Genomic DNA, 26,093 nt, shown 5'->3' with positions numbered 1-26,093 from the left:
AATCAGGACTTCGAGAGGGGGTGCTCGCGCAGGTAGCTGGCGGCGGCGGCCACGCCCGAGCCCGGCGTCACGTTCACGCCGTTGTCGATGAGCGACATCTCGGCACCGGCGATGGCGCCGAGCAGCGAGAGTTCGTTCAGGTCGCCGACATGGCCGATGCGGAACACCTTGCCCGCGACCTGGGACAGGCCGGCGCCGAGCGCGAGGTTGTAGCGCACGAAGGCGTGCCTGATGATCTTGGCCGCGTCCACACCCTCGGGCACCAGGATGGCGGTGACGGTGTCGGAGTTCCATTCCGGCGACTTGGCGCAGGTCTTCAGGCCCCAGGCCGCGACCGCCTGGCGGGTCGCCTCGCCGAGCACGGCGTGGCGGTGGTAGACGTTCTCCAGCCCCTCCTCGAACAGGCAGGCGAGCGCCTCGCGCAGGCCGTAGAGCAGCGGCAGCGGCGGGGTGTAGGGGAAGTAGCCGGCCGGGTTCTGCTTCTTGTGGTCTTCCCAGTCGAGGTAGACGCGGGCGAGCCGGTCGTTGCGGCCGGACTGGCCTTCCGCCGCCTTGAGCGCCTTGGGGCTGACGCAGATCACGCCGAGGCCGGCGGGCAGCATCAGACCTTTTTGCGAGCCGGCGATGGCGCAGTCGACCTTCCACTCGTCCATCTTGAACGGCAGCGAGCCGATCGAGGACACGCCGTCGACGAACAGCAGGGCCGGGTGGCCGGCGGCGTCGATCGCCTTGCGCACGGCGCCGATGTTCGAGGTCACGCCGGTGGCGGTCTCGTTGTGGACCACCATGACGGCCTTGATCTCGCGGTCCTTGTCGGCGCGCAGGGCCTCCTCGATCTTCTCGGGCTTGGCGCCGGTGCCCCACTCCTCCTCCTGGACGATCACGTCGAGGCCGAGGCGCTGGGCCATGTCGATCCAGAGGTGGCTGAACTGGCCGAAGCGGGCGGCCAGGACCTTGTCGCCGCGGGCGAGGGTGTTGGTCAGCGCCGATTCCCAGATGCCGGTGCCGGAGGCCGGGAACAGGAAGATCGTGCCGTCGGTCGAGCCGAACACCCGCTTGGTGTCCTCGAACAGCGGCTTCGTCAGCGCGGGGAAATCGACCGAGCGGTGATCCTCGGACTGCACCATCATGGCGCGCATCACCCGGTCCGGGATGTTGGTCGGGCCGGGAACGAACAGGTGGTTGCGTCCCGGACGTCTCGTTGCCGCCATGAAAGGTTCCTCCAGTCTACGTCGTTGCGGGCGGGCCGGCCCTTCGCGGCCGCGATCCCACCCGATCCTGATGGCGGGCGGGCGCCCGCCGTGAAACGTCCTCGAGACCTCAGCCGCCCGCGCGCGAGACGGCCTCCCGCCGGCCGGGACCATACCATCGCGATGTCGGATCGTTGAACCGTCCCGGAGCGGCGAAACGGCCGTGGCGCCGCCCGCGTCGCGGCGCGTGCAGCCACGCCGGTCGCCTCCAGAGGATCGAACCCTCGATGCGTCAGCTTCGCGCGGCCTTCAAGCGCGCTTCCGCCGATTGTCCAGCGCTCCCATCCGTGCCCGGCCGTTCCGCGCCTCTGCCGGACGCTGCCGCGCACGGAGAGGCGCACGCGGCAAAAAGACCTTGGCCGCCGTTATGCCTCCCCGGCCGGGGAATGGAAAACGGAAAAAACTGAATTGAAAAACAAAAAGATTTTCGCATGCACGGCCCGCAGGCACCCCCTGCGGCAGGCGGCTGTCCGGGGGCTGACGTGCGCCGTCCGGCGCAGACGGGCGGCAGGATGGTTCCCGTCGCCGTCATCAAACTGAGATCGGAATGCGATTTGGCTCTTCCCCGTCGCGATGCGGTTGTGAGGAGCCGGAGGCGCCCGTGTCACAGGATCCGGAATCGACCATCCGCGTTCGGACGCTGTTCCTGTCCGATCTCCATCTCGGCACCAAGGGATGCCAGGCGGCCCTGCTGCTCGATTTCCTGCGCGAGGTCGATGCCGACACGATCTACCTCGTCGGCGACATCGTCGACGGCTGGCAGCTCCGCTCGGGCTGGTACTGGCCTCAGGCGCACAACGACGTGGTGCAGAAGCTGCTGCGCAAGGTGCGCAAGGGCGCCCACGTCGTCTACGTGCCCGGCAACCACGACGAGTTCCTGCGCGACTATATCGGCATGACCTTCGGCGGCATCGAGATCGCCGACAGCCGGGTCCACGTCGCGGCCGACGGCAAGCGCTATCTCGTGATCCACGGCGACCAGTTCGACATGGTGGTGCGCCATTCCAAGTGGCTCGCCCATCTGGGCGACTGGGCCTACACCTCGGCGCTCACCGTCAACACCGTGGTCAACCGGGTGCGCCGCCGCCTCGGTCTCGCCTACTGGTCGCTCTCGGCCTGGGCGAAGCTGAAGGTGAAGAACGCGGTCAACTTCATCGGCCAGTTCGAGGCCTTCCTCGCCACGGAAGCCCGGCGCCAGGGAGCGGACGGCGTCATCTGCGGCCATATCCACCACGCCGCCCACCGCGAGGTCGAGGGGCTGACCTACCTCAACACCGGCGACTGGGTGGAATCCTGCACCGGCATCGTCGAGCATTACGACGGCCGCATGGAGGTGCTGCACTACCCCGCCATGCTGCGCGAACGCCGCGCGGCGGAGGCCTACGAGCCCGAAATCCGCCGCGCCGTCGCCTGAGGCCGAGTTCACGGTAAATCCCCATACGGAAATCCCCATGAGGCTGCTGCTCGCCACCGATGCGTGGCACCCGCAGGTCAACGGCGTGGTGCGCTCCGTCGAGCGCATGGCCGAGGCCGCCGCCGGGCTCGGCGTCGAGCCGCGGATGCTGACGCCGGCCGATTTCGCGTCCCTGCCGATGCCGGGCTATTCCGAGATCCGGCTCTCGCTGGCCACCCGCGGCCGGGTGCTGGAGCGCTGGAAGCGGCTCGCGCCGACCCATGTGCACATCGCCACCGAGGGGCCGATCGGCCACGCCGTGCGCGCCGCCTGCCTGTCGCTCGGCCACGCCTTCACCACGAGCTACCACACCCGCTTTCCCGAATACCTCGCCGCCCGGGCGCCGGTGCCGGAGGCCTGGAGCTACGCGTGGCTGCGCCGCTTCCACGCGGCGGCGAGCGGCACCATGGTCAGCACGCCCTCGCTGGAACGGGAACTGACGGGGCGCGGCTTCACCCGGCTGATGCGCTGGACCCGGGGCGTCGACACCGACCTGTTCCGCCCGCGCGAGGAGGACGCCCTCTCCGGCCTGCCCCGGCCGATCTTCCTCTCGGTGGGGCGGCTGGCGGTGGAAAAAAACCTCGCCGCCTTCCTCTCCCTCGACCTGCCGGGCTCCAAGGTCGTGGTCGGCGGCGGGCCGGACCGGGCCCGGCTCCAGGCGCTGGCGCCGGACGCGCATTTCCTCGGCGCGATGACCGGCGAGGCGCTGGCGCGGGTCTATGCCAGCGCCGACGCCTTCGTGTTTCCGAGCCTGACCGACACCTTCGGCATCGTGCTGCTCGAAGCCCTGGCCTCCGGCCTGCCGGTCGCGGCCTTCCCCGTCACCGGCCCCCTCGACGTGATCGGCGGCACCGGCGCCGGCGCCCTCGACATGGATCTGCGCGCGGCGGCGCTCGCCGCGCTTCAGGTTCCGCGGGCGCGCTGCCGGGCGGAGGCGCTGCGCTACACCTGGGCCGAGAGCGCACGCCAGTTCTACGACAACATCGCCCAGGCCCACGCACTGGGGCCGATGCACCGCACCGCCCGGCGCCCGGGCGGTGCGGTGCTGGCGCGCCCGGGCTGATTCCTATTGCGGGCCGATTCTTTTGGACGCCCCCGCCGATCGGGGTGACCCGGGGCGGCGGGAATGCGAGGGTTCGCGCCATGACCCTTCGCTCGAAACCCGTCCAGGCCGCGCGCCCCTTCGACCCGGCTCGCGCCGCGACCTATCCGGCCGCGATCGGCTGCGACGAGGTCGGGCGCGGCGCCCTGTGCGGGCCGGTGATGGTGGCGGCCGTCTGGTTCGATCCCCTCGCTTTCCCCCCCGAGGTGCTGGCCCGGCTCGACGACAGCAAGCGCCTCGATCGCGCCACGCGCGAGGCGCTGACGCCGCTGATCCGGGCGCATGCGCGGGTCTCGCTCGCGGCGGGCTCGCGGGCGCTGGTCGACCGGGTGAACGTGCGGGCCGCGACCCTCGACGCCATGCGCCGGGCGGTCACGGGCCTGGGGCTCGACGCGACCGTGCTGGTCGACGGGCGCGACGCGATTCCCGGTCTCGCCCTGCCCTGTCGCGCGGTGGTCGGCGGCGACCGGCTCGTGCCGCAGATCGCCGCCGCCTCCATCGTCGCCAAGACCTTTCGCGACGGGATCATGCGCCGGCTCGCCCCGCGCCACCCGGCCTATGCCTGGGAGCGCAACGCCGGCTACGGCACCGCGGCCCACCTCGCCGGCTTGAGCGCGAAGGGCCGCAGCCCGCACCATCGGCTGAGTTTCACGGGACGGTTTCAGGCGGCCGGGGCCGGTTCGGTCGCGTGAAGCGGCTCTCCGCTCGATCGCGTCGAGCGCGGCCGGTCGCCCTCTCCCCGTCGAATGCGAGGAGGGAATTCCGGTGTCACGCCTTTGGGCTTTTCGGATGCGGCGTCGCCGCCACGACCTGACGGCGGCGAGGGACCGGGGCGGGTCCGTCGGAGCGTCGACCCGGGTTCGGAGCCGGCCGGACGCGTGAAGCCGCGCCGGCAGCCGGCATCGTCGGACTGTCAGAGGCGGTGCGCCGTCCGCTCGTCCGCGTCGTAGCCCGGAGCGGAGCCGGTCGCCGGGCCGCCCTGCCGGGCTCCTTGCGCGCCGGCGCGCTTGACCGCGGCGTCGAGGTTTTCCGGATCGAGGGCGGTCTCGACGAAGGCGCGGCCGCGATGGGTCAGGTCGCGGGCGTAGCGGATGCCCTGGTCGCGCAGGTCGTCGGCGTAGGGGCCGAGCGCTCGGTCCTCCTGGCGGGTCCGCGGCAGGAGCGCCCCGAGCAGCAGGCCGGCGGCGAGGCCGACCACCCCGACGAGAAGCGGATTCTCGGAGACGAACCGCTCCGTGGCGGTGCGGCCCTCGTGCAGGCGGCGGTAGCCGCGGTCGGCGAGGTCGGAGGCGCGCCGGCGGTGCGTGTCGTACCGGTCGCCGGCCCAGGAGCGGGCCTCCTCGTAGGCCTCGCCGGCCTGGGCGCGGGCGGAATCCGCCGCGTCGCTCATCCGGTCCCGAAGCTCGGAAGCCCGGTCCGAGGCTTGGTCGCGCAGGGTGCGCGCGCCTTCGCTCGCCTGTTCCGCCGTATCCTCCAGGCCGGCCTGGAGACGGGCATTGGCGTCGCGCCCCGGCGCCGTCGCCCGGTCGGCCGTCCGGTCGGCCATCCGGTCAGCAACGTCGTGCAGGCTGGGCTCGACGCCGGCCTCGCGGGGCATGCCGGAGCGGGCGGCGATGGTCTCGGGCAGCGTCTCCGCCGGCGCGCCGACCGGCGGCGCGGTCGGGCCTTGATGGTTCGGACCTTGGCTCATGATGGGCTCCGTTTCCTGAGGCGCGCCGTCGGCGCGGGGCTCGGCGCGCGGCCGCTTGCGGGGGTCAGGCCTGTGAGGGACGGACCTGCCGCTCGGGCGGCAGGTCGTGGGCGGGGCGCCCGCCGGGGGCGTCGGGGTCGTAGGTGCGGTCGGCGCCCGTGACGGTCACGGGTCTGGCTTCCACCGGCACCACGGCGCGGGTGGTCGGGCGGCGCGCCGTGCGCATGCCGTTGAGCAGCAGGCCGACGCCCGCCGCGATCAGCAGCACCGGCAGCGGATTGCGCCGCACCGCCAGCAGGGCGTCGTCGTAGACGCCGCTGTAGGGCGTGCGCCGGGCCGAGCCGAGCATCTCGTCGACGAGGCTCGACGCGTTCAGCCGGCCCTGGATCCGGTCGATGGTCTCGTCGAGCCGGGCACGGCTCTGCTCGATGTCCTTCTCGAGATCCGAGATCGATTCGCTCATCCCGAAACCCTTTCCGTCAGCGCGCGGGCATCCTGCCGGACCTGACGCGAGGTCCGGGTCGGGGCGAGGTTGGACAGGGCCATCGCCCGGGCGCCGATGACGCCGAGAAGCACCGCGACGAACAGCATGCCGCCGCCGACGATGAGCGCCGCGAGCCATTCCGAGCCCACCAGCGTCGCCACGAACTTCACCAGCGCGCCGATCAGCACCAGCATCGCCGTGATCGCGAACACCGCCGCGAGCACCATCATCGCCAGCCCGATGAACAGCGAGCGGACGTTGTTCGTCATCTCCGTGCGGAAGAGGGCGATCTCCTTGCCGGCCAGTTCGCTCGCCTCGCGCAGGGCGTCGGCGACGAGCGATTGGATCGAGGAGGGCGGAGGGGAGGGCGGAGGGGAAGGATCGGGGTTTGCCATGGCGCGTCCCCTCAGGCCCGGTAGCCGTCGTCGAACCGGTCGGCCTCGGTCGGGCCCGACGCCTTGACGAAGCGCGACAGCAGGAAGCCGGCCGCGAAGGTCGCCACCGCGACCGTCACCGGAGAGCGGCGGGCGAAGGCTTCCGCCTCGTGATAGATGGCGTCGAGGCTGCGCCGCTCGATCGAGCCGGCGAAATCGTCGAGCCCTTCCGCGGCGCTGTCGAAGAAGGCGCGGATGTTGGGGCGGTCGTCGAAGGTCCTGCCGGAATCGCGCAGGGACCTGGCGAGGTCGGAGACGGAGCGGGCCGCCTCGCCCTTGCGGTCGTCGACGTAGGAGAGGGCGTGCCGGCGCGCGGCCGCCGCGAAGCCCTTGCCGCGCTCGGCCGCGAGACTCGCCGTGTCCTCCACGTCGTGGCGCAGATCCTCCAGATCGGCCTTGGTCTCGGCCGGCCCGGGGCCGCCGACGGGATCTGGGGACGCGGAAGCTGTCATGGGGTCGACTCCGGATGGGACGCTGCGAGAGAGGCGCGCGGGGCGCATCGATCATCGGTGAACTCGGCCGAAGAACCGTTGGCCGCGTCGCGGGGTTCCGCTCGTCGAGGGCCGGAGCGAGGGTCGGAGAAGCCGGGAGACGCTCCGTCCGCTCGCCCGCGCCGCTCGCCCCGCGCGGCGGCCGTGCTCATCCGGGGCCGGATGTCAGCGCCCGTTCAGCTCGGCCCTTGCATGGTGGCGGCGGCTCTGCTGCACTGCGAGGGACGCGGGGAGATGAGGTGAGAGACTTGGAGCCGGCCGGGCGGATGCAGGGCAGGACAACGGTGGCATCGCCGGCCCGCCCGCTTGACCCGCAGGGTGCGATGCGCTTGGCTGCCGCCCGACGGATCGCGCTCCGCTTCCGCGCGTTTTCCCACGGACGCAAGACCCTTAGGCCGGCGCGCCCCGCGTGCCGGCCCCAGCGAGGACCGGAGCCGGGTTCGTGGCACGTCTGATCATTGTCTCCAACCGTGTCGCCGTGCCCGCCGAGGGCAAGGATGCGGTCTCCGCAGGGGGACTCGCCGTCGCGGTCAAGGAGGCGTTCTCCTCCTACGAAGGGTTGTGGTTCGGCTGGAGCGGCAACATCCGCGACAATCCGAGCCCCGAGCCCGAACTGATCGACCGCGGGCCGATCCAGTACGCCGTCCTCGACCTCTCGCCCCAGGACCACCGCGAGTACTACGCGGGCTTCGCCAACCGGGCGCTCTGGCCGATCATGCACTACCGCATCGGGCTGGGGACCTATTCCCGCTCGGACTATGCCGGCTACCAGCGCGTCAACCAGGCCTTCGCCCAGGCGCTCGCCAAGATGGTCGAGCCCGACGACCTGATCTGGGTGCACGACTACCACCTGCTGCCGCTGGCGAGCGAATTGCGCGGCCAGGGCATCGCCAACCCGATCGGGTACTTCCACCACATCCCGTGGCCGGCGGCCGACGTGTTCAACACCCTGCCCGCCAGCGGCGCATTGCTGCGCGCCATGGCCGATTACGACCTGATCGGCCTCCAGACCGATTCGGACGTGCAGAACCTGTCGCGCAACTTCATCGACACGATGCGGGCGATCCCGCTCGGCGGCGGCTCGATGATGGTGGACGGGCGGCGCACGAAGATCCGCAGCTTCCCGATCGGCATCGACGTGGCCGGCTTCAAGGACGCCGCCGACAAGGCCGGCTCCAACAAGGTGGTGCGCGAGACCATGGCGGGCCTGCGCACCCGCAAGCTGCTGATCGGCGTCGACCGGCTCGACTACTCGAAGGGCGTGCCCGAGCGGATGGAGGCGGTGGACCGCTTCTTCGCCTCGAACCCCGACCAGCGCGGCAACGTCGTCTACATCCAGATCACCCCGAAATCCCGCAGCGAGGTGCCGGAATACGAGCAGCTCGCCCGCGCGGTGAACGAGAAGGTCGGCGACATCAACGGCATGCTCGGCGAGCCGGCCTGGACGCCGATCCAGTACGTCACCAAGGCCTATCCCCGCCCCGTGCTGGCCGGCCTCTACCGGGCGGCCCGGGTCGGCCTCGTCACGCCGATGCGCGACGGCATGAACCTGGTGGCCAAGGAATACGTCGTCGCGCAGAGCGAGGAGGATCCCGGCGTCCTCGTGCTCTCGAAGTTCGCGGGCGCCGCCCGGCAGTTGCCCGAGGCGCTCCTCGTCAATCCCTACGACCGCTTCGAGGTCGCCGAGGCGATCCGGCAGGCGCTCTACATGCCCCGGGGCGAGCGCCTGGAGCGCTGGAAGCCGATGGCCGAGCGCATGCTGCGCGAGGACGTGGATTGGTGGGCGCGCAACTACATGGCGGAGCTGGAGACCTTCCGCACCGTCGAGCGCGAGCCGCCGACCGCGGCGGCGGCGGCGGAGTAGTTTTTTCGCCCGGGCGGCGAATCGGTCGCGTGTCTCGGAATCGATCGCGGCATTCTCCCACCCACGACCTCAGGATGGGGTCGTGGGTGGGAGAATGCCTTCGACGGGGCCCTGAACGGAACGGGTCCCGCTTCACGAAGGACCGGAATGATCGTCATCGAGGAGGGCCTGCCGACGCCGCTCGGCGCGCATTTCGACGGCCGCGGCGTCAACTTCGCCCTCTTCTCGCAGCACGCGACCCGGGTCGACCTCTGCCTGTTCGAGCCCGGCGCGCGCCACGAATCGCGCACGATCCGCCTGCCCTGCCGGACCGACGACGTCTTCCACGGCTACCTGCACGGCCTGCTGCCGGGCCAGCAATACGGCTACCGCGTGTTCGGCCCCTGGGACCCGGCAGCGGGACACCGGTTCAACCCGGCCAAGCTCGTTCTCGACCCCTACGCGCGGGAGATCGCGGGGCGCATCCGCTGGCACGACGCGCTCTACAGCCACCGCCGCGGCGGCGTCCGCGAGGACCAGATCGACCGCCGCGACAGCGCGCCGTTCCTGCCCCGCGGCGTGGTGACGCGGCCCGACACGCCCGACGCGATCGCCCTGCCCACGCCCCGGCCGCTGCACGAGACGGTGATCTACGAGGCCCACGTCAAGGCGCTGACCCGGACGCATCCGGCCCTCTCGCCGCCCGAACGCGGCACCTATCTCGGACTCGCCCATCCGGCGATCATCGAGCACCTCCTGAAGCTCGGCGTCACCGCCCTCGAACTCCTGCCGATCCAGGCGTTTGCCGACGACCGCTTCCTCGTGGAGCGGGGGCTCGTCAATTTCTGGGGCTACCAGCCCTACAACCACTTCGCCCCCGAGCCGCGCTACTTCGGCGAGGGCGACGCCAGCGGCCTGCGCTTCGCCATCCGCGAACTCGCGGCGGCCGGCATCGAGACCCTGCTCGACGTGGTCTACAACCATACCGCCGAGGGCGACCATCTCGGGCCGACGCTCTCCTTCCGCGGCATCGACAACGCGAGCTACTACAAGCTCGAACCCGACAACCTGCGCCGCAACATCGACTGCACCGGCTGCGGCAACACCCTGAACGTCGCCCATCCGCGGGTGATGCGCATGGTGCTCGACTCCTTGCGCCACTGGGTCGCCGTCTACGGCGTGGCGGGCTTCCGCTTCGACCTCGCCACGAGCCTCGGCCGCGCCCCCCACGACTTCACCCCCCGGGCCGCCTTCTTCCAGGCGGTGCAGCAGGATCCGGTCCTCTCCCGCGTCAAACTCATCGCCGAGCCCTGGGACATCGGCATGGGCGGCTACCAGCTCGGCGGCTATCCCACCGGCTGGAGCGAGTGGAACGACCGGTTCCGCGACCATCTCCGCGGCTTCTGGCGCGGCGACGCGGGCACGCTCGCCAAGCTCACGCAGGGCCTCTCGGGCTCGCGCGAGATCTTTGTTCCATCCGGCCGCTCGCCCTTGGCGAGCGTCAACTTCGTCGCCTCCCACGACGGCTTCACCCTGGCCGACGTGGTGGCCTACGAAGAGAGGCACAACGCGGCCAACGGCGAGGAGAACCGCGACGGCCACGGCCACAACCTCTCGGCCCATTACGGCGTCGAGGGCCCGACCGACGATCCGGAGATCCTGGGCGTACGCGCCCGCCAGAAGCGCAACATGCTGGCCTGCGTGTTCTTCGCCCAGGGCGTGCCGATGCTGCTGATGGGCGACGAGCGCTCGCGCACGCAGGGCGGCAACAACAACGCCTACTGCCAGGACAACGCCCTGAGCTGGATGGATTGGGAGACCGATCCCGACCCGGCCTTGAGCGCGTTCGTGGGAAACCTCGCCGCCCTGCGCCGCGCCTGCCGCTCCCTGCGGCGGCGCCACTTCCTGATCGGCAGCCGGGTCGGCGAGACCGCCCTGAAGGACGTGCACTGGCTCTCCCCCGACGGCACCGAGATGGACGGCGCCGCCTGGGCCGACGGCGAGCGCCGCGCCTTCGGCATGCAGATGGGCAACGACATCGAGGGTTCGGAGCGCGTCCTGATCCTCATGAACGCGGCGCCCGAGCCCTGCCCCTTCGCCCTGCCGCCCGAACTCGGCGGCCCCTGGCGCCCGGTCTTCGACACCACCCTGGACACCGGCGCCGTCCCCGACGGAACGCGCCCCCCGGTCCGGGCCGGCGGCACCGTCGAGCTGCCCGAGCGGGCGGTTCTGGTGCTGAAGGCGGCCCCCGTTCTCGATTGAGCGGTTCGCCCGGGAAAACGTCCCGCGCGTCTCGGCTTCCTCCGCCCCCCGTGGCATCGTGCGCCCCGGATCGCGACAGGCATGGGAACGGGATCGATGCAGGCGGGGAGCGGCGGCGCGGCGCGGGTGACGGTGGTCGATCATCCCCTCGTCCAGCACAAGCTGACGATGATGCGCGACGGCGAGCGCTCGACGAAGGGGTTCCGCGAACTCCTCAACGAGATCGGCATGCTGCTCGCCTACGAGGTGACCCGCGACCTGCCGCTCGAACCGGTCACCATCGAGACGCCGCTTCAGCCCATGGAGGGGCGCCGGATCGCCGGCAAGAAGCTCGTGCTCGCCCCGATCCTGCGGGCCGGCGTCGGCTTCCTCGACGGCATGCTCTCGCTGATGCCCTCGGCCCGCGTCGCCCATGTCGGGCTCTACCGCGACCCCGACACGCTCCAGGCGGTCGAGTACTACTTCAAGAGCCCGTCGGATCTCGCCGACCGCACGGTGCTGGTGCTCGACCCCATGCTCGCCACCGCCAATTCCGCGGTCGCGGCGGTGGAGCGGCTCAAGAGCCGGGGCGCGAAGGATCTCCGCTTCGTCTGCCTGCTCGCCGCGCCCGAGGGCATCGCCCGCTTCCAGGCGGCGCACCCGGACGTGCCGGTCTGGACCGCGGCGATCGACAGCCACCTCAACGACCACGGCTACATCGTCCCGGGCCTCGGCGATGCCGGCGACCGGATGTACGGCACGCGCTGACTCTTCCGCACTTCAGTCCTGCCGGCGCTGGGCAGCGTGACGGATCGTGACGATGATGACGGCGCCGGCCGTCTCATCGACGGTATAATACGACATCCGGTTGATGACCTCGGCCTCTCCTGCGTCATCGCGAGGCGAAGCCGTGGCGATCCAGGGCGCGACCTGTCCGGACAGGTCGCGCCCTGGATCGCTTCGCGGCCGCTCGCGATGACGGAGGGTAGCCAAACCCGAAGCGATCAATCGGAAACGGTGTAATAGATCAGATACGGAAGCCTCGGCACGACGAAGCGGCGCACCTTCGGCCGCACGATGCGCCCCGCGTCCGGATACGTCGCCAGGAGCGCAAATGCGTCCCGGATCGTCCTCTGCACATGGAGGGCAGCCGAGGGGTTTTCTCGATGAATGGAGTCGGCGATCTCGCGCAGGCGCCGGGTTGCACGCCGGGAGACTTCGAGCTTCATCGCTCGAAGCTGCGGAAGGCGGCCTCGATCTGTTCGGGAGAAGCCAGTTCACCTCTCTCGATCTCGGCAAGCCCGGCCAGCACATCTTCAAGATGCTCGGGATCGATGTCCTCCGCCGAGCCGACCCGTGCGAGGCCGAGCATGGCCTCGGCAATCGTGTCCTGATCGGCAGCGGGGAGCCGGCGGACGGCTTCGACGGCCTGTTCGAGCAGCTTCGTCATGAGGTCACCTTCAGCGTCCGAGCGTAAGAGTGCCTCACAAAACTCCCGATCACCGTCCGCGCTCACTCCGGGCGCGACAGCGCAGCGGGAGTTTTGTGAGAGACACTAACACGGCTCGACGCGCCCCGTCCCGTGCGCCATCTGACCCGAGCATGCGAGCGACCAACCCCGCCGCGCGAGCCCCGAGGAGGCCCGATGTCCCAGACCCTGCCCGAGACCATGCGCCAGATCCGCTTCGCCGGCGCGGGCGGCCCGGAGGTGATCGCGGTCGAGACCGTGCCGCTGCCCGAGCCCGGAGCCGGTCAGGTGCTGGTCGAGGTGGTCGCGGCGGGCGTCAACCGGCCCGACATCATGCAGCGCCAGGGCAGCTACCCGCCGCCCAAGGGCGCGACCGAGATTCCGGGTCTCGAGATCGCCGGCCGCATCGCCGCCCTCGGCGAGGGCGTGACGGGTCTGTCCGTCGGCGACGAGGTCTGCGCGCTGGTCATCAGCGGCGGCTATGCCGAGTTCGCGGCGGCCGAGGTCGGGCAGGTGCTGAGGAAGCCGGGACCGCTCTCGCTGGTGGAGGCCGCCGGCCTGCCCGAGACCGCCTTCACCGTCTATTCCACGGTGATCCAGCGGGGGCGCCTGCAGAAGGGCGAGACCTTCCTCGTCCACGGCGGGTCGAGCGGCATCGGCACCACCGCGATCCAGATCGCCAAGCAGCACGGCGCCCGCGTCCTCACCACCGCCGGCTCGGCCGAGAAGTGCCGGTTCTGCGAGGCGCTGGGGGCGGATGCCGCCATCAACTACCGCGAGGCCGATTTCGCCGAAGAGGTGAAGCGGCTCACCGACGGCCGGGGCGTCGACGTGATCCTCGACATGGTGGGCGCCCCCTACCTCCCGAGGAACATCGCCTCGCTGGCGGTGGAGGGCCGCCTCGTCCAGATCGCCTTCATGCAGGGCTACAAGACCGAGAACCTCACGCTCACGCCGATCATGCTCAAGCGCCTGACGGTCACCGGGGCGACGCTCCGGGCCCAGGCCAAGGAGGCGAAGGCGGCCATCGCCGAGGGGTTGAGGCGCGATGTCTGGCCGCTCGTGGAGGCGGGCCGGATCCGCCCCGTCGTCCACGCCACCTTCCCCCTGGAGGAGGCGCGCAGGGCGCACGAGCTGATGGAGACGAGCAGCCACGCCGGCAAGATCCTGCTCGTCACCGGCCGCTGACGGTGCGGCTCGCCCCAGGAACTCTCCAAGCCTGACCGGCGTTGGCGAACCATATCCGAGGCTGACGACGCCGCCCCCGACCGGGCGGAAGAGAGGGATTCATGGCCCAGATCGAGAACCAGACCGATGCCCGCCAGGGCGCCAAGGGCAAGCCGGTCCTCTACGTGCTGGTGGCGAGCCTCGTCCTTCTGGCCGTCGCCACGGTCGGCCTCCTGAGCTGGAACCGGGCGGAGACGACCTCGGACTACGCCGGCAAGAGCCAGGAATCGGCCCGCGAGATGACGACGGGTTCCGTCAACAAGGCCCCGTCCTCCAACAGCGCCGGCGTGCCGACCGAGAACCCGGCCTATCCGCAGCCGGCGCAGAAGTCGGCGCAGTAAGGTTCACGGAGCGCGAAAAAGGCCTTCCGGGATGAACGCCCGGAAGGCCTTTTCATGTCGTCGGTTGACCGAGGAAACGCGCCGCCATCGCGCGGCGCCGGTCTCAGCGGGTCGGGATCGGCGTCTCGCCGCGGTAGTCGTAGAAGCCGCGCTTGGACTTGCGGCCGAGCCAGCCGGCCTCGACGTACTTCACCAGCAGCGGGCAGGGCCGGTACTTCGAATCGGCCAGCCCCTCGTACAGCACCTGCATCACCGACAGGCAGGTATCGAGGCCGATGAAGTCGGCGAGCTGCAGCGGGCCCATCGGGTGGTTCGCGCCCAGCCGCATCGCCGTGTCGATCGACTCGACCGAACCCACGCCCTCGTAGAGCGTGTAGATCGCCTCGTTGATCATCGGCAGCAGGATGCGGTTGACGATGAAGGCCGGAAAATCCTCCGACATGGTCGAGGTCTTGCCGAGCTTGCCGATGAAGGCCTTGGCCGACTCGTAGGTCGGATCCTCGGTGGCGATGCCGCGGATCAGCTCGACGAGCTGCATCACCGGCACCGGGTTCATGAAGTGGATGCCGATGAACCGGTCCGGCCGGTCGGTCGCGGCCGCGAGCCGGGTGATCGAGATCGACGAGGTGTTGGTCGCCAGCAGGGCGTCGGGCTTGAGCGAGGCGCAGAGCGTCTGGAAGATCTTGCGCTTGGTCGCCTCGTCCTCGGTGGCCGCCTCGATCACGAGGTCGCAGGGGCCGAGATCGTCGAAGCTGCGCGCGACCGCGATGCGCTCGAAGGCGTCGCGGCGCTGCTCCTCGCTCAAGGCGCCCTTCTGGACCTGCCGCGCGAGGTTCGCGTCGATCTGCGCGAGGCCGGCCTCGATCCGCGCCGGATCGCGGTCGTTCAGACGGACGGCGAGGCCCGACGCCGCGCAGACATGCGCGATGCCGTTCCCCATCTGGCCGGCACCGATGATGCCGACCGTCTTGATCTCGATGCCCATAACCGTATCGCGTCCCACTGTTGCGGCATCGTCCTCAAAACCGCACCCCTAGAATGCGGCACTGCAACAAATGCGTCAAACCGGTTCCCAGCCGCAGGCCGGCCGGGCCGGTTCGACGCGTCGCCGCCGGACTCCTACCGGTCCTTGACCTTGGCGATCTCGGCCTGCAGCTCCGGCACGACCTGGAACAGGTCGCCGACGAGGCCGTAATCGGCGACCTGGAAGATCGGGGCGTCCTCGTCCTTGTTGATCGCCACGATCACCTTGGCGTCCTTCATGCCGGCCAGGTGCTGGATCGCCCCGGAGATGCCCACCGCCACGTAGAGGTCGGGCGCCACCACCTTGCCGGTCTGGCCGACCTGCCAGTCGTTCGGGGCGTAGCCCGCGTCCACCGCGGCGCGCGAGGCGCCCACCGCCGCGCCGAGGGCGTCCGCCAGCGGCTCGATCAGCGCCTTGAACTGCTCCGCCGAGCCGAGCGAGCGGCCGCCGGAGACGACGAACTTGGCCGAGGCCAGCTCCGGCCGGTCGGACCGGGCGATGTCTTCCGACTTGTAGGCGGCGCCGAGCGCGTCGGGCGCCGCGGCCGAGACCGCCTCGACCGGGGCGGCCGCGCCGCCCGCCTGCGCCGCCGTGAAGGCGGCGGTGCGCACGGTGATCACCCGCTTGCCCGCGCCCGCCCGCACCGTCTGGATCGCGTTGCCGGCGTAGATCGGCCGCTCGAAGGTGTCGGGCGCCACCACCTTGATGATGTCGGAGATCTGCGCCACGTCGAGCAAGGCGGCCACCCGCGGCAGCGTGTTCTTGCCCGTGGTCGTGGCCGCGGCCACGATCGCGTCGTAGCCGTCCGCGATCGCCGCGATCAGCGCGGCGGCGGGTTCGGCGAGGTCGTGGTCGTAGGCCGCGTCCTCGGCGTTCAGAACCGTCTCGACGCCGTCGAGCGCGGCCGCGGCCTCGGCCGCCGCCTTCGAACCGGAGCCGAGCACCAGGGCGTGGACCGGCTGGCCCAGGGCCCGGGCCGCGGTCAGCGCCTTCAGCGTGCCGTCCTTGATCTGCCCGTGGGCGTGCTCGGCGTAGAGGAGCGTGGTCATCGGCGAAACCTTCGGGAACGAGGGGGGAGGGACGCCGCTCGACCGGGGCCGGGAGCGGCGCGGCCCGAGGATCAGAGCACGCCGGCTTCGACCTTGAGCTTCTGCACGAGCGCGGCGGCGGAGGCGACCTTCACGCCCGCCTGCCGGCCCGGCGGCTCGGCGACCCTGAGCACGGTCAGCTTCGGCGTGACGTCGATGCCGAGGGTCTCGGGGCTCAGCTCCTCCAGCGGCTTCTTCTTGGCCTTCATGATGTTGGGCAGCGAGGCGTAGCGCGGCTCGTTGAGGCGCAGGTCCGTGGTGACGATGGCCGGCAGCCTGAGCGCGACGGTCTGGAGGCCGCCGTCGACCTCGCGGGTCACGTCGATGCCGCCCTCGCCGAATGCGAGCCTGAAGGCGAAGGTGCCCTGCGGCCAGCCCAGCAGCGCGGCCAGCATCTGGCCGGTCTGGTTCGAATCGTCGTCGATGGCCTGCTTGCCGAGGATGACGAGGCCGGGGCCTTCCCGTTCGACCACGGCCTTGAGCAGCTTGGCCACGGCCAGCGGCTCGCACGCGACGTCGGTCTTGATCAGCACGGCCCGGTCGGCCCCCATGGCGAGGGCGGTGCGCAGCGTCTCCTGCGCGGCTTGCGGGCCGATCGAGACCGCGACGATCTCGGAGACCCGGCCCTTCTCCTTCAGCCGGATCGCCTCCTCGACGGCGATCTCGTCGAACGGGTTCATCGACATCTTGACGTTGGCCAGTTCCACGCCCGAACCGTCCGCCTTGACCCGGATCTTCACGTTGTAGTCGACGACCCGCTTCACCGGCACCAAAACCTTCATGGCAGTCGCTTTCCTCCGCGCCTGCGAAGCTCCCGGCGTCACTTGAGGGACGGCTTCGGAACCCGCTCGACGGCACTCGATGGGATTGTCAGGGCGGCGGGACCGTAACGAGGCGATTTCCCGCTTGTCAACGCAACTCGATCGACAACGGATCGGGAGGCCGCCCCATCCCGCTCAGCGGTTCTGGCCCGGCACCCAGAGCACGTCGTCGGCGCCGTTCCGGTTGGCCGCGCGGGAGGCCACGAACAGGAAGTCCGACAGGCGGTTGAGGTATTGCAGCGCCTCGCCCGAGATCGCCTCGCTCTCGATGCCCGACAGCGACACCACCGAGCGTTCGGCGCGGCGGCAGACGGTGCGGGCGAGATGGAGCGCGGCGGCCGCGGCCGAGCCGCCGGGCAGCACGAAGGACCTGAGCGGCGGGATGTCCGCGTTGAGCGCGTCGATTTCCGCCTCCAGGCGCTGCACCTGGGCGGCGACGATCCGCAGGGGCTCGTAGCCGAGCGGCGTGTCGCTCGGCGGCGTGGCGAGATCGGCGCCGAGATCGAACAGGTCGTTCTGGATGCGCGCCAGCATCGCGTCGAGGGCGGGCTCGGCGTGGAGGCGGGCGAGCCCGATGCAGGCATTGGTCTCGTCGACCGTGCCGTAGGCCTCGACCCGCAGGTCGGCCTTGGAGCGGCGCTCGCCGTTGGCGAGCCCGGTCGTGCCCCGGTCTCCGGTGCGGGTATAGATGCGGTTGAGCTTGACCACGGCGAACGCCTCCCTCTCGCGGCCGGCCTTTCGCGCAAGCCGGCATCCATGAGCCTCGTCCCGAACGGGGGTTGCCGGCTTTCGGGACGAGGCTCCGTGTCTCGGGCCGATGCCGCGAAGGCAAAGGATAAATCCGCAAACGAAAACCCGCCCGGCGATGTTTCGCGCGCGGCGGGTCTTTGCAAGCCGTAAAAAGGTCGGCGGGTCAGGTCAGAACGTGTAGCCGATCTTGCCGCCGAAATTGGTCAGGCCGCGGTTGTCGCCGCACAGGCCGGCATTCGACATGTGCTCGACGGTCGCCATGACGCTCCAGTGCTCGGTGAGGCGGAAGCCGAGGGCGGCCGCCTCGCGGAACAGCGGCGAGCAGCCGAGGGCGTTGAAGCCGTAGGGCGCGTTCGCCTTCAGGCCGGTATAGCCGTTATGCGCGGCGCCGCCGAAGAAGCCTTCGAGGAACACGCGGCGGTCGAGGGTTTCGGGGAACAGGTCGACGGTCCAGGTGGCGCCGATATAGGCGTAGCTGGTGCGGCCGCCGGTGTTGTAGCTGCCGCCGACCGTGGGACGCGGCACGAAGGCCTGCCAGAACGGGTCGGCGCTGACGAGCGGCTTGGCGAACAGGATCTCGCCGTTGACGTTCGCGGTGCTGAAGCCGGGCAGCTTGCCCTCGGCGCTGCCGGGATCCTGCACCGAGCCGCCGATGCGGACCTCGGAGACGATGGAGTAGGGCTGGACGGGGGCGGCGTAGGGCAGCGGCGCGGGAGTCCGGGCGCCGCCGAGATCGGCGGCCTGCCCGGCCGTGACGGCCGAGGCGGCGAGGGCGCCGACGAGAATCCGGGCAAGGGGTGACTTCATCGGCGGTCGATCCGTCCGTTTCAACCCGCCTCGAATATCACGCCGCCCCGGGCGCAGCCCGCGGATTCATCCGGCGCCCGCGCTTTTGCCGCTCCGGTGGGGCGCCGACGCCACACCTGACGCACGGCCCGCCTCCGCTGCGTCGGTTGCGGAACGGCCATCGGGCGGCGCCGTCATGCCAGCGATGCCATGCCAGCGATGCAAGGAACGATGCATCGGACGCCGCCGCCCGGCGTTCGGTCAAAGGCTCTCGGACGGAGCCTGTCGGACCAGGGATGCGACATGCGGGCGACGATGGGGATGATGGCGGCCGTGACCATGGCGGCCGGACTGGCGCCGGCGGCGGCCCGGGCGGAGGACGACGCCCGGCTGAGCGGCCTGTGGAAGCTGGTCTCGTACGAGGTCGAAGTCCGCAAGGACGGCGAGAAGCTGCCGGTGATGGGCGAGAACCCGACCGGCTACGCCTACTTCACCCCGGAAAAGCGCGTGTTCTTCGTGCTCACCGGCGAGGGCCGCACCCCCGCCAGGGACGACGCCCAGCGCGCCCATCTCCTCGAGACCCTCGTCTCCTATACCGGCACGTTCCGCCTCGACGGCGACAAGTGGATCGCCGACCTCGACGTGGCCTGGGATCCGAAATGGGTCGGCTCGAAGCAGACCCGGACGTTCCGGCTCGACGGCGAGCGCCTGCGGGTGCTGACCCCCTGGCGGGTGATGCCGAACTGGGCCGACCGGGGCGAGACCCGCAGCATCGTCACCTTCGAGCGGGCGAAGGAGTGATACGCCCTCCGGTCGATGACTTCGGCCTGTCCTGCGTCCTTGCGAGGCTCGGCGCAAGCAATCCAGGGCGCGACCTTTCCGGACATGCCCGCGCCCTGGATCGCTTCGCGGCCGCTCGCGAGGACGGTGGGGGGCCAAACCCGAAGCGATCAAGCGAAAAACCGTATGATACCAACCGGCGATGATCCCGCCTCATCGCTTGTTACCCGCGCGAAGGCGCGGCGGCGGGCGTCCGCCGGACGCAGGGAAGCCGACCATCGGTCGGCTTCCCTGCAGCTTGGTATGAGAAGGGGCGGCGGCCGTCAGGCCGCCCGCCACCACACCACGCCCATGATGATCAGGATCGCGATGAACTGCAGCAGCACGCGCAGCCGCATCAGCGTCTGCGAGAGGTTGGCGCTGCCGCCCCGCATCATGTTGACGAGGCCGAAGAGCAGAACGCCGGCCACGGCGACGCAGGCGAGGAGGACGAGGTGGTCGGCGGACATGGATCGGTGATCCCGTGGAAGGGCGGCGTCAGTTCCGGCGCAGCAGGCGCTCGAAATAGTCGAGTTCCTCCTGCGGGCGCGAGGGGTCGCCGAGCTTGCGCCGCAGCTCCTCCATGATCCGGCGGGCGCGCTGCACGGCGGATTCGTCGGCGCTGGGCACCCGCACGTTGCCGTTCGAGAGGTCGCGCCCCCGGGTCGGGCGGCCGAGCGGGTCGTCGTCGGAGGAGCCCGAGCGGCCCTGACGGCCGGGGGACCGGCCCTCCTGCTGGCCCTCCTGCCGGCCCTCGCCTTCGGCCATCTGCTGCATCTGCCTCTGCATGCCCTCGGCGCCGCGCTTCAGCCCCTCCAGGGCGCGCCCCTGCGCGTCCACGGCGTCGCCGTTGCGGCCGCGGCCGAGCGCCTCCTCGGCCTCGCGCATGGCGTCCTCGGCATCGGCCAGGCCTTCCTCGCCCTGAAGGCCCTGCTGCTTCATCCGGTCCTTCAGGTCCTGCAACTGCTCGCGCAGGCCCTGCTGGCGCTGGCCCATGCTCCGGCCCTGTTCCCCGCCCTGCCCCTGGATTCCCTGGCCCTGGATTCCCTGGCCCTGCCGTCCTTCCCCATCCTGGCCCTGCTGTCGCTGTCCCTGCTGGCCCTGCTGGCCCTGCTGCTGGCCGTTCTGCGGGCGCTGGCGCGGGCCGGGGCGCTGGCCCTGCTGACCCTCCTTGTAGGTCTCGTCGCGCAGGTCCTGCTGCTCGCGGGACATCTTGTCGAGCGCGTCGAGCTGCCGGTTCATCTCGGCCATGCCGTCGTCGGACTTCCGGCCGTTCTCGGCGCTCTGGAGGTTTTCCAGCACGTTGCGGAGCTGGTCGAGCAGGCGCTGGGCCTCCGCCGTGTCGCCGCGCTGCATCGCCTCCTGCATGTCCTTGATCATCTTCTCCAGATCGTCGGGCGTGACGGTCCGGCTGCCCTGCCGCCGCTCGGATGGCTGCTGGCGGTTCTGCGGCTTCGCGCGCTGGGCGAACTCCTTCATGAACGTGTCGAGGGCCTGTTTCAGGTCCTGGGTGAGTTGCCTGATCTCCTCGTCCGGCGCGTTGCGCTCGATCGCCTCCTTGAGGCGGTCCTGGGCGGCGCGCAGGGCCTTCTCGGCATCCGACAGGTCGCCGTCCTCGATCTTGAGGGCCATCTCCCACAGGAGGTCGGCGACGCCGATCAGATCCTCGTCCGATTGGGCCGCGCGCAGGCGGTTGGCCGCGGTGGTGAGCCCGAGGAAGACCGCGGGCTGCGGCGTGAAGCGCTCCGGCGCGATCCGCAGGGCGTCGAGCGCCGTCTGGACCCGGGCGCGGTCCTCGTCCGGCGCGGTCACGAGGCGGCGGCGCTCCTCGGCCAGGGCCCGGGCGAGCGGCTGGCTGAAGGGCCGGGCCGGCAGCACGATCCCGGCGGGCTCGGTGCGGCCCTCCTGCCCGGCCTCGTCGCGCACCACGAGCGTCAGCCTCACCTGCGCGCCGGACCAGGGATTGTCGGTGAGATCGACCAGCGTCCTGGTGTCGGTGTCGCCGGTGGCGTCGGCAGGCAGCGCGAGCCCGATCTTCGGCACCGGCACGAGCGAACGGCCGGGCTTGACCGGTTCGACCAGCCCCTCGGCGGAGGCGATGCCGTAATCGTCCTTGGCGCGGTAGGTCAGGTTGAAGGTGCCGCGTCCGTTGACCTCCAGCGCGCCGACCCGGCGCACCTCCGGCGGCCGGTCGGGGATCGTCTCGATCACGAGGCGCTGCGGCTCGGAAGCGGAGGCGGCGATGCCGAGTTCGGCGGTGCCGCCCGCGAGCCGGAAGCGCTCCTCCCGCAGGCCGGCGCGGGCCTCCGCCCCCGGAAGGGTGGGCCGCGGCGAGACGGTCTTCTCGTCCCGGGTCACCGGCACCAGGGCGGCGTTCGGAGTCAATTCCGCCTCGCCCTGGCCGGCGATGCGCACGATCAGCGTCGAGTTGACCGGCGCGCGCAGGCGCTGCACCGCGTCCCTGGCGCTGCCGGACATCGTCACGATCAGCGGCGGGACGCGGGTGTAGATCGGCGGGTCGATCCAGCCGTCGACGCGGAAGCTCGGGGCGGCGGCCGGCGGCTCGCGCCCGTCGAAGGCGGCGGCGATCCGCCCGCGCCATTCCGGTCCGGCCACGAACAGCGCCGCCAGAGCCGCGACGAGGAGGCCGGCGCGCAGGGCCAGCGGATCGTGGCCGGGCATGTCCGGCCGCGGGCGCCCGGCCTTCAGCCGCGCGACGGCGGCGGCGGCGCGGGACTGGTGCAGGGCCCACAGGGCACGGGTGGCCGGGTCGGTCTGGCCGACGGCGAGGGTGTCCTCGACCGCCGAGGCCGGATCGTGGGCGGGTCCGCCGCCGCGGGCGGCCTCGCGGTCGATCCGGATCAGGGCCTCGCGGCGGCTCAACGCACGCAGGCGCAGAGCCGGCCACAGGGCGAGGACGAGGAGAGCGGCGAACAGGCCGAGCCCGGCCATGCGCCAGAGCGGCGGGAGGTCGAGCCACAGCCCGAGCCAGGAGGCGGCGAGGAAGGCGAGCCCGACGCCGAGGCCCCGCCACAGCACCGGCCAGGCCCGCTCCCACAGGCCCGCGGCCCGCGCCCGCTCCACCAGCCGGTCGAGGCGGCGGCGCGCCTCGCCCTGTCGATCCCCGCTGGCGGCGTTCGTCCGTTCGGCCTCGCTCATCGTGTCCGGTCGCGGCTCCCGCGGGCGCCGGGCGAAAGGCGCCCCGCGCACGAATGAGGAAGCTAGCATGGTGCCGGGCGCCGTCCGCCGGGTCAAATCCGCCCAGCCGAGGGTGGGCGGGCGCCGTCATCGCCCGCGGCGCGATCCTGCCGGCCCATGGTGTCGGAGCGCTCGAACGTCTCGACCGGCTTTGCGTCGCGGTGCTGGATTGCTTGCGTCGAGCCTCGCAATGACGGAGAGGATGATCCACACCGTCGTTGCGAGCCGTCAGGCGAAGCCATCCGGCGGTGCGGCCTCTCCGGACAGGACTTCCGCCCTGGATCGCTTGCGCCGAGCCTCGCGATGACGGGGGAGCCGAAGCGGGGTCAGGCGGCGGCCAGGGCGATGTCGCGCCCGATCCGGGCGGCCAGCGGCACGCTCGCCTGGTTCTTGCCCTTGGCCTCGATCTCGAAGTCGCTCCAGGCGAGGTGGCGGGCGACCAGGGCGTTGACCGCCTCGTTCCACATCAGGTCGGAATGCGCGGCGAGATCGCGCCAGGAATGCCCCTCGCCCGAGAGTGCGGCGTAGTCCGGCAGGGCGGTCGTGTCGTGGCCGGGCAGGAGGCTCTCGCGCGAGACGCTGACATGGCTCACCGGCCGCACCCCGCGCCAGGAGGCGATCACCGCCCGGACGCGCGGATCGTCGGGCTCGATGTATTCGCCGCGGCTCTCGACCCAGTGGTGGTGCAGGTCGAGCACCACCGGCACCCGGTCGCCGAGCCGCAGCACCGCATCGAGGCCGAACAGCGACTCGTCGTTCTCGACGGTGAGCAGGTTGCGCGCCGTCTCCGAGATCAGCGGCAGGTTCGCGGAAAAAACCCTCGATGCCGGGTTCGCGCCCGCCGACATGGATGTTCACGTGGGCGCCGTGCGGGTGCCAGCCGGAGCCGTAGCCCAGCATCGCCATCACCTCGGCATGGTACTCGAGTTCGGCGATGCCGTTCTTCTGCGCGTTCGGGTTGCGCGAGGCGATGATGCAGAACGGACCGGGATGCATGCTGAGCCGCACGGCCCCCGCCCGCGCCCGCTCGCCGATGCGCGCGAGCCCGGCCGCGATCAGGTCGCGCATCGCGGGCTCGGCGTAGAGCGGCCGCGCCACCGGGTGGGTGTAGCCGGGCAGCACCGAACTCGCCATGCGCAGGAGCCGCTCCAGCGGCGTCCGGGCCGAGACCCAGGCGATCTGGCGCTCCAGGGCCGCGAGGTTGTGGCGCACGACCCCTTCGAGCTTCCCGACGCGCGCGGCCGGCCCGAGGCGCTCCAGATGCGCCATGGTGACCGTGCCGAGATTCATCGGCTTGGCCGCGTCCTTGGCCGCCTTCAGGGTTCTGTGCGCCGGGTCCGGGTCGGGGATGAAGGTGCAGCAGAAGCCGAGACGGGGCGGTTCGGATCGGTCTGGGACGCGAGGCATGGGCCGACAACGCGTCGGGGCCGGTTTCGGCCCCACCGAAACGGATCAATCCTCCGCCCTCAGCGCGTCCACCGCCGCGCCCGCGAGGTTGGCGGCCATCAGCCGCTCGGCCTCGCTCTCGACCGGCCTCAGGCCGGAGGCGAGGCCCGCGAGCGCCGCCGCGCGCTCGCGGGCGAGGCGGGTGGCGGCGGCGAGATCGACCGCCGCGAAGCGCAGGCCCTCGCCGGGGCGGCGCTGCGCGAGCCGCCGCAGGTCGGCGGAGATCACGGTGGCGATCTTCGGGTAGCCGCCGGTGGTCTGCCGGTCGGCGAGCAGGACGATCGGCCGCCCCGAGCCCGGCACCTGCACCGAGCCGGCCACGGTGGCGTCGGAGACGATGTTGAAGCCGCCCGGGCCGTGGACGATCTCCGGCCCGTCGAGCTGGTAGCCCATCCGGTCGGCCCGGTTCGAGACGGTGAATTCCCGCGAGAGGAAGGTCGCGCGGCCGGCCTCCGAAAACAGGTCGTCCTGGGGGCCGAGGACGACGCGGATCGGGGCGTCGCGCTCCAGGGGGATCGCGTCGAGGCCGCGTTCCGCCTCGCCCGCGGGCGGGACCGGACCGAGGGGCAGGCGGTCGCCCTCGGACAGGGGGCGGCCGTCGAGGCCGCCGAGCCCGGCGCGCTGGTGCAGGGCGCGGCTGCCCATCACGGGGCGGACGGGGAAGCCGCCGGCGGCGGCGAGATAGGCGAACACACCCGCGCGGGGCCGCTCGACCGTCAGCTCCGAGCCCTCCCGCAGGACGAAGGAGCGGTGGGAGGCGATCGGCTCGCCGTCGCGGTGCAGCCCGCTCGGCGCGCCGGCGAGGGCGAGGCGCACCGCGCCGCCCTCGGCCCGCAGGCACGCCCCGGCGAGCCCCAGTTCGATCGCCGCCGCATCGGGGGCGTTGCCGACGAGCCGGTTGGCAGCCGTGAAGGCGAGCGGGTCCATCGGCCCCGAGGCCGAGAGGCCGAAGCGCAGGTAGCCGTGCCGGCCGCCGTCCTGAAGCGAGGCCGCGCCGGTCAGGCGCGTGAGGAGGAGGCGGGCGCTCATCCCTCGCTCAACTCCGCGATCCGCTCGCCGGCCTCCGCCGCGGCGGCGAGCGCCTCCCAGCGCTCGGCCGGGGTCGGCACGAAGCGCACCCGGTCGCCGGGCCGGAGCAGGAAGACGGGCTCGCGCTCCGGCACGAACGTCCGTTCGGGCGTGCGTCCGAGGAGGTGCCAGCCGCTCGGGGCGGCGAGGCTCGCCACCAGCGCCTGGGCGCCGCCGATGGAGATCGTGCCGGCCGGCGTCACCGGGCGCGGGCTCGGGCGCCGCGACAGGGCGAGCCCGGGATCGAGGCCTTCGAGATAGGCGTAGCCCGGCAGGAAGCCGATCATCGCCACCCGGTACTCGGGCGCGCTGTGGCGCTCGATCACCGCCTGCGGCGCGAGGCCGTGGTGGGCGGCGACCGCCTCCAGGTCGAGGCCGAATTCACCGCCATACACCACGGGAATCCGCCACAGGCGCTCGGACGGGACGGCGTCGCGCGGTTCCCCCGCCAGCGCCAGCACGAGGCGGCCGAGCTCGGCCGGGTCGACGCGGACGGGATCGAGATGCACGGTGAGCGAGCGGTAGGTCGGCACCGTCTCGCGCAGGCCGGGCAGGGCGCGTTGCGCCAGCGCCGCGTCGAGGGCCAGGACGCGGGCGCCGACGTCGGCGTCGGCGTCGATCCCCGCGCCGAACTCGATGGTGAAGGCCGTGTCCCCGCAGGGCAGCAGCCGCGGCGCGTCGTGCGTCATGAGCCGTAGGCTAGCCGATCCGGCGACCGGCCGCGAGGCGGCTCGCGCTTCATACCAAGCGGCGCCGATCTCGACCGATAATCGGGATCGGCGCATCCGGCGGATGGCCGCCGCCCCCAAGCCGCATCCCTTGGCGCGGGGGCGACCGACGATGCGTGATCCTCATCGCCGACTGGTATCATACCGTTTCCGCTTGATCGCCTCGGGTTCGGCCATCCTCCGTCATCGCGAGCGGCAGCGAAGCGATCCAGGGCGCGACAGGTCCGGAAAGGACGCGCCCTGGATCGCCACGGCTTCGCCTCGCAATGACGCAGGACAGGCCGAAGTCATCAACCGGAAACGGTATCAGTTGCCACCGGCTGCGCGGCTCCTGGCGAATG

General features: G+C 71.6%; 25 protein-coding genes and 1 pseudogene. 9 read left to right on the top strand and 17 right to left on the bottom strand.

What is annotated here, in order from left to right:
* Window positions 1-2: 2 nt before the first annotated feature.
* The gene (locus PGN25_12780; GenBank protein MEH3118428.1) at window positions 3-1,211 is read right to left on the bottom strand and encodes an aminotransferase class V-fold PLP-dependent enzyme; all 1,209 of its coding nucleotides are present in this window, start codon (window positions 1,209-1,211) and stop codon (window positions 3-5) included.
* Window positions 1,212-1,851: 640 nt separating this feature from the next.
* Between PGN25_12780 and PGN25_12775 the strand changes: the two genes are divergently transcribed.
* From PGN25_12775 to PGN25_12765, 3 genes are all read left to right on the top strand, one after another.
* Complete coding sequence (locus tag PGN25_12775; GenBank protein ID MEH3118427.1) at window positions 1,852-2,664, top strand: UDP-2,3-diacylglucosamine diphosphatase; 813 nt, start codon at window positions 1,852-1,854, stop codon at window positions 2,662-2,664.
* A 37-nt stretch (window positions 2,665-2,701) separates the two neighbouring features.
* The gene (locus tag PGN25_12770; protein MEH3118426.1) at window positions 2,702-3,766 is read left to right on the top strand and encodes a glycosyltransferase family 1 protein; all 1,065 of its coding nucleotides are present in this window, start codon (window positions 2,702-2,704) and stop codon (window positions 3,764-3,766) included.
* Between the two features lie 80 nt (window positions 3,767-3,846).
* On the top strand, window positions 3,847-4,497 hold the full coding sequence (locus PGN25_12765; GenBank protein ID MEH3118425.1) for a ribonuclease HII: 651 nt from the start codon (window positions 3,847-3,849) through the stop codon (window positions 4,495-4,497).
* Between the two features lie 221 nt (window positions 4,498-4,718).
* Here the strand turns inward: PGN25_12765 and PGN25_12760 are convergent, their stop codons facing one another.
* From PGN25_12760 to PGN25_12745, 4 genes are all read right to left on the bottom strand, one after another.
* Complete coding sequence (locus PGN25_12760; protein MEH3118424.1) at window positions 4,719-5,495, bottom strand: hypothetical protein; 777 nt, start codon at window positions 5,493-5,495, stop codon at window positions 4,719-4,721.
* 64 nt (window positions 5,496-5,559) lie between these two features.
* Window positions 5,560-5,958: a DUF3618 domain-containing protein gene (locus PGN25_12755; protein ID MEH3118423.1), complete on the bottom strand. Its 399-nt coding sequence runs from the start codon at window positions 5,956-5,958 to the stop codon at window positions 5,560-5,562.
* Complete coding sequence (locus tag PGN25_12750; protein ID MEH3118422.1) at window positions 5,955-6,374, bottom strand: phage holin family protein; 420 nt, start codon at window positions 6,372-6,374, stop codon at window positions 5,955-5,957. The genes PGN25_12755 and PGN25_12750 overlap by 4 nt, the downstream gene beginning before the upstream one ends.
* A gap of 11 nt (window positions 6,375-6,385) precedes the next feature.
* Window positions 6,386-6,865, bottom strand: a complete 480-nt coding sequence (locus tag PGN25_12745) for a hypothetical protein (GenBank protein MEH3118421.1) — start codon at window positions 6,863-6,865, stop codon at window positions 6,386-6,388.
* Between the two features lie 481 nt (window positions 6,866-7,346).
* On the opposite strand from PGN25_12745, the gene PGN25_12740 reads away from it, so the two are divergent.
* The 3 genes from PGN25_12740 to upp all read left to right on the top strand — a co-directional run bounded on the left by PGN25_12740 (window position 7,347) and on the right by upp (window position 11,756).
* Window positions 7,347-8,768 (top strand): trehalose-6-phosphate synthase, encoded by a 1,422-nt coding sequence (locus PGN25_12740; GenBank protein ID MEH3118420.1) that lies wholly within the window; start codon window positions 7,347-7,349, stop codon window positions 8,766-8,768.
* A gap of 147 nt (window positions 8,769-8,915) precedes the next feature.
* Window positions 8,916-11,009, top strand: a complete 2,094-nt coding sequence (gene glgX, locus PGN25_12735) for a glycogen debranching protein GlgX (protein ID MEH3118419.1) — start codon at window positions 8,916-8,918, stop codon at window positions 11,007-11,009.
* Between the two features lie 96 nt (window positions 11,010-11,105).
* Window positions 11,106-11,756 (top strand): uracil phosphoribosyltransferase, encoded by a 651-nt coding sequence (gene upp / locus PGN25_12730; protein MEH3118418.1) that lies wholly within the window; start codon window positions 11,106-11,108, stop codon window positions 11,754-11,756.
* A 236-nt stretch (window positions 11,757-11,992) separates the two neighbouring features.
* Here the strand turns inward: upp and PGN25_12725 are convergent, their stop codons facing one another.
* On the bottom strand, window positions 11,993-12,217 hold the full coding sequence (locus PGN25_12725; protein MEH3118417.1) for a type II toxin-antitoxin system RelE/ParE family toxin: 225 nt from the start codon (window positions 12,215-12,217) through the stop codon (window positions 11,993-11,995).
* A complete protein-coding gene (locus PGN25_12720) occupies window positions 12,214-12,438 on the bottom strand; it encodes a hypothetical protein (protein MEH3118416.1) in 225 nt (74 codons plus the stop codon). Before PGN25_12720 ends, PGN25_12725 begins: the two co-directional genes overlap by 4 nt.
* Window positions 12,439-12,633: 195 nt before the next feature.
* Between PGN25_12720 and PGN25_12715 the strand changes: the two genes are divergently transcribed.
* Together PGN25_12715 and PGN25_12710 are read left to right on the top strand one after the other, a co-directional pair.
* Window positions 12,634-13,644: an NAD(P)H-quinone oxidoreductase gene (locus PGN25_12715; protein MEH3118415.1), complete on the top strand. Its 1,011-nt coding sequence runs from the start codon at window positions 12,634-12,636 to the stop codon at window positions 13,642-13,644.
* A gap of 101 nt (window positions 13,645-13,745) precedes the next feature.
* The gene (locus PGN25_12710; protein ID MEH3118414.1) at window positions 13,746-14,024 is read left to right on the top strand and encodes a hypothetical protein; all 279 of its coding nucleotides are present in this window, start codon (window positions 13,746-13,748) and stop codon (window positions 14,022-14,024) included.
* A gap of 103 nt (window positions 14,025-14,127) precedes the next feature.
* Here the strand turns inward: PGN25_12710 and PGN25_12705 are convergent, their stop codons facing one another.
* From PGN25_12705 to PGN25_12685, 5 genes are all read right to left on the bottom strand, one after another.
* The gene (locus tag PGN25_12705; GenBank protein ID MEH3118413.1) at window positions 14,128-15,009 is read right to left on the bottom strand and encodes a 3-hydroxybutyryl-CoA dehydrogenase; all 882 of its coding nucleotides are present in this window, start codon (window positions 15,007-15,009) and stop codon (window positions 14,128-14,130) included.
* A gap of 134 nt (window positions 15,010-15,143) precedes the next feature.
* A complete protein-coding gene (locus tag PGN25_12700; protein MEH3118412.1) occupies window positions 15,144-16,097 on the bottom strand; it encodes an FAD-binding protein in 954 nt (317 codons plus the stop codon).
* 71 nt (window positions 16,098-16,168) lie between these two features.
* Entirely contained in the window at window positions 16,169-16,918 is a 750-nt protein-coding gene (locus tag PGN25_12695; GenBank protein ID MEH3118411.1) for an electron transfer flavoprotein subunit beta/FixA family protein, read from the bottom strand.
* A 174-nt stretch (window positions 16,919-17,092) separates the two neighbouring features.
* Window positions 17,093-17,665, bottom strand: coding sequence for a cob(I)yrinic acid a,c-diamide adenosyltransferase (locus PGN25_12690; protein MEH3118410.1), 573 nt, complete (start codon window positions 17,663-17,665; stop codon window positions 17,093-17,095).
* Window positions 17,666-17,875: 210 nt separating this feature from the next.
* Window positions 17,876-18,514, bottom strand: a complete 639-nt coding sequence (locus PGN25_12685) for an acyloxyacyl hydrolase (protein MEH3118409.1) — start codon at window positions 18,512-18,514, stop codon at window positions 17,876-17,878.
* 282 nt (window positions 18,515-18,796) lie between these two features.
* Between PGN25_12685 and PGN25_12680 the strand changes: the two genes are divergently transcribed.
* Window positions 18,797-19,294, top strand: a complete 498-nt coding sequence (locus PGN25_12680) for a lipocalin-like domain-containing protein (protein ID MEH3118408.1) — start codon at window positions 18,797-18,799, stop codon at window positions 19,292-19,294.
* A 302-nt stretch (window positions 19,295-19,596) separates the two neighbouring features.
* Here PGN25_12680 and PGN25_12675 read toward each other — a convergent pair whose 3' ends face one another.
* The 5 genes and pseudogenes from PGN25_12675 to pxpB form a co-directional block, all read right to left on the bottom strand.
* On the bottom strand, window positions 19,597-19,782 hold the full coding sequence (locus tag PGN25_12675) for a twin transmembrane helix small protein (protein MEH3118407.1): 186 nt from the start codon (window positions 19,780-19,782) through the stop codon (window positions 19,597-19,599).
* Between the two features lie 28 nt (window positions 19,783-19,810).
* Window positions 19,811-22,471 carry a TIGR02302 family protein gene (locus tag PGN25_12670; GenBank protein ID MEH3118406.1) on the bottom strand — a complete coding sequence of 887 codons (2,661 nt, stop codon included), beginning with the start codon at window positions 22,469-22,471 and terminating at the stop codon, window positions 19,811-19,813.
* A gap of 365 nt (window positions 22,472-22,836) precedes the next feature.
* Window positions 22,837-23,917 (bottom strand): annotated as a pseudogene (locus tag PGN25_12665) (UV damage endonuclease UvsE).
* A 45-nt stretch (window positions 23,918-23,962) separates the two neighbouring features.
* Window positions 23,963-24,985 carry a biotin-dependent carboxyltransferase family protein gene (locus tag PGN25_12660; GenBank protein MEH3118405.1) on the bottom strand — a complete coding sequence of 341 codons (1,023 nt, stop codon included), beginning with the start codon at window positions 24,983-24,985 and terminating at the stop codon, window positions 23,963-23,965.
* Window positions 24,982-25,713: a 5-oxoprolinase subunit PxpB gene (gene pxpB, locus PGN25_12655; protein MEH3118404.1), complete on the bottom strand. Its 732-nt coding sequence runs from the start codon at window positions 25,711-25,713 to the stop codon at window positions 24,982-24,984. Before pxpB ends, PGN25_12660 begins: the two co-directional genes overlap by 4 nt.
* Window positions 25,714-26,093: the final 380 nt, after the last annotated feature.

The organism is Methylorubrum populi (assembly GCA_036946625.1).
GTDB lineage: Bacteria > Pseudomonadota > Alphaproteobacteria > Rhizobiales > Beijerinckiaceae > Methylobacterium > Methylobacterium populi_C.
This window is presented reverse-complemented; position numbering and strand designations above follow the sequence as displayed.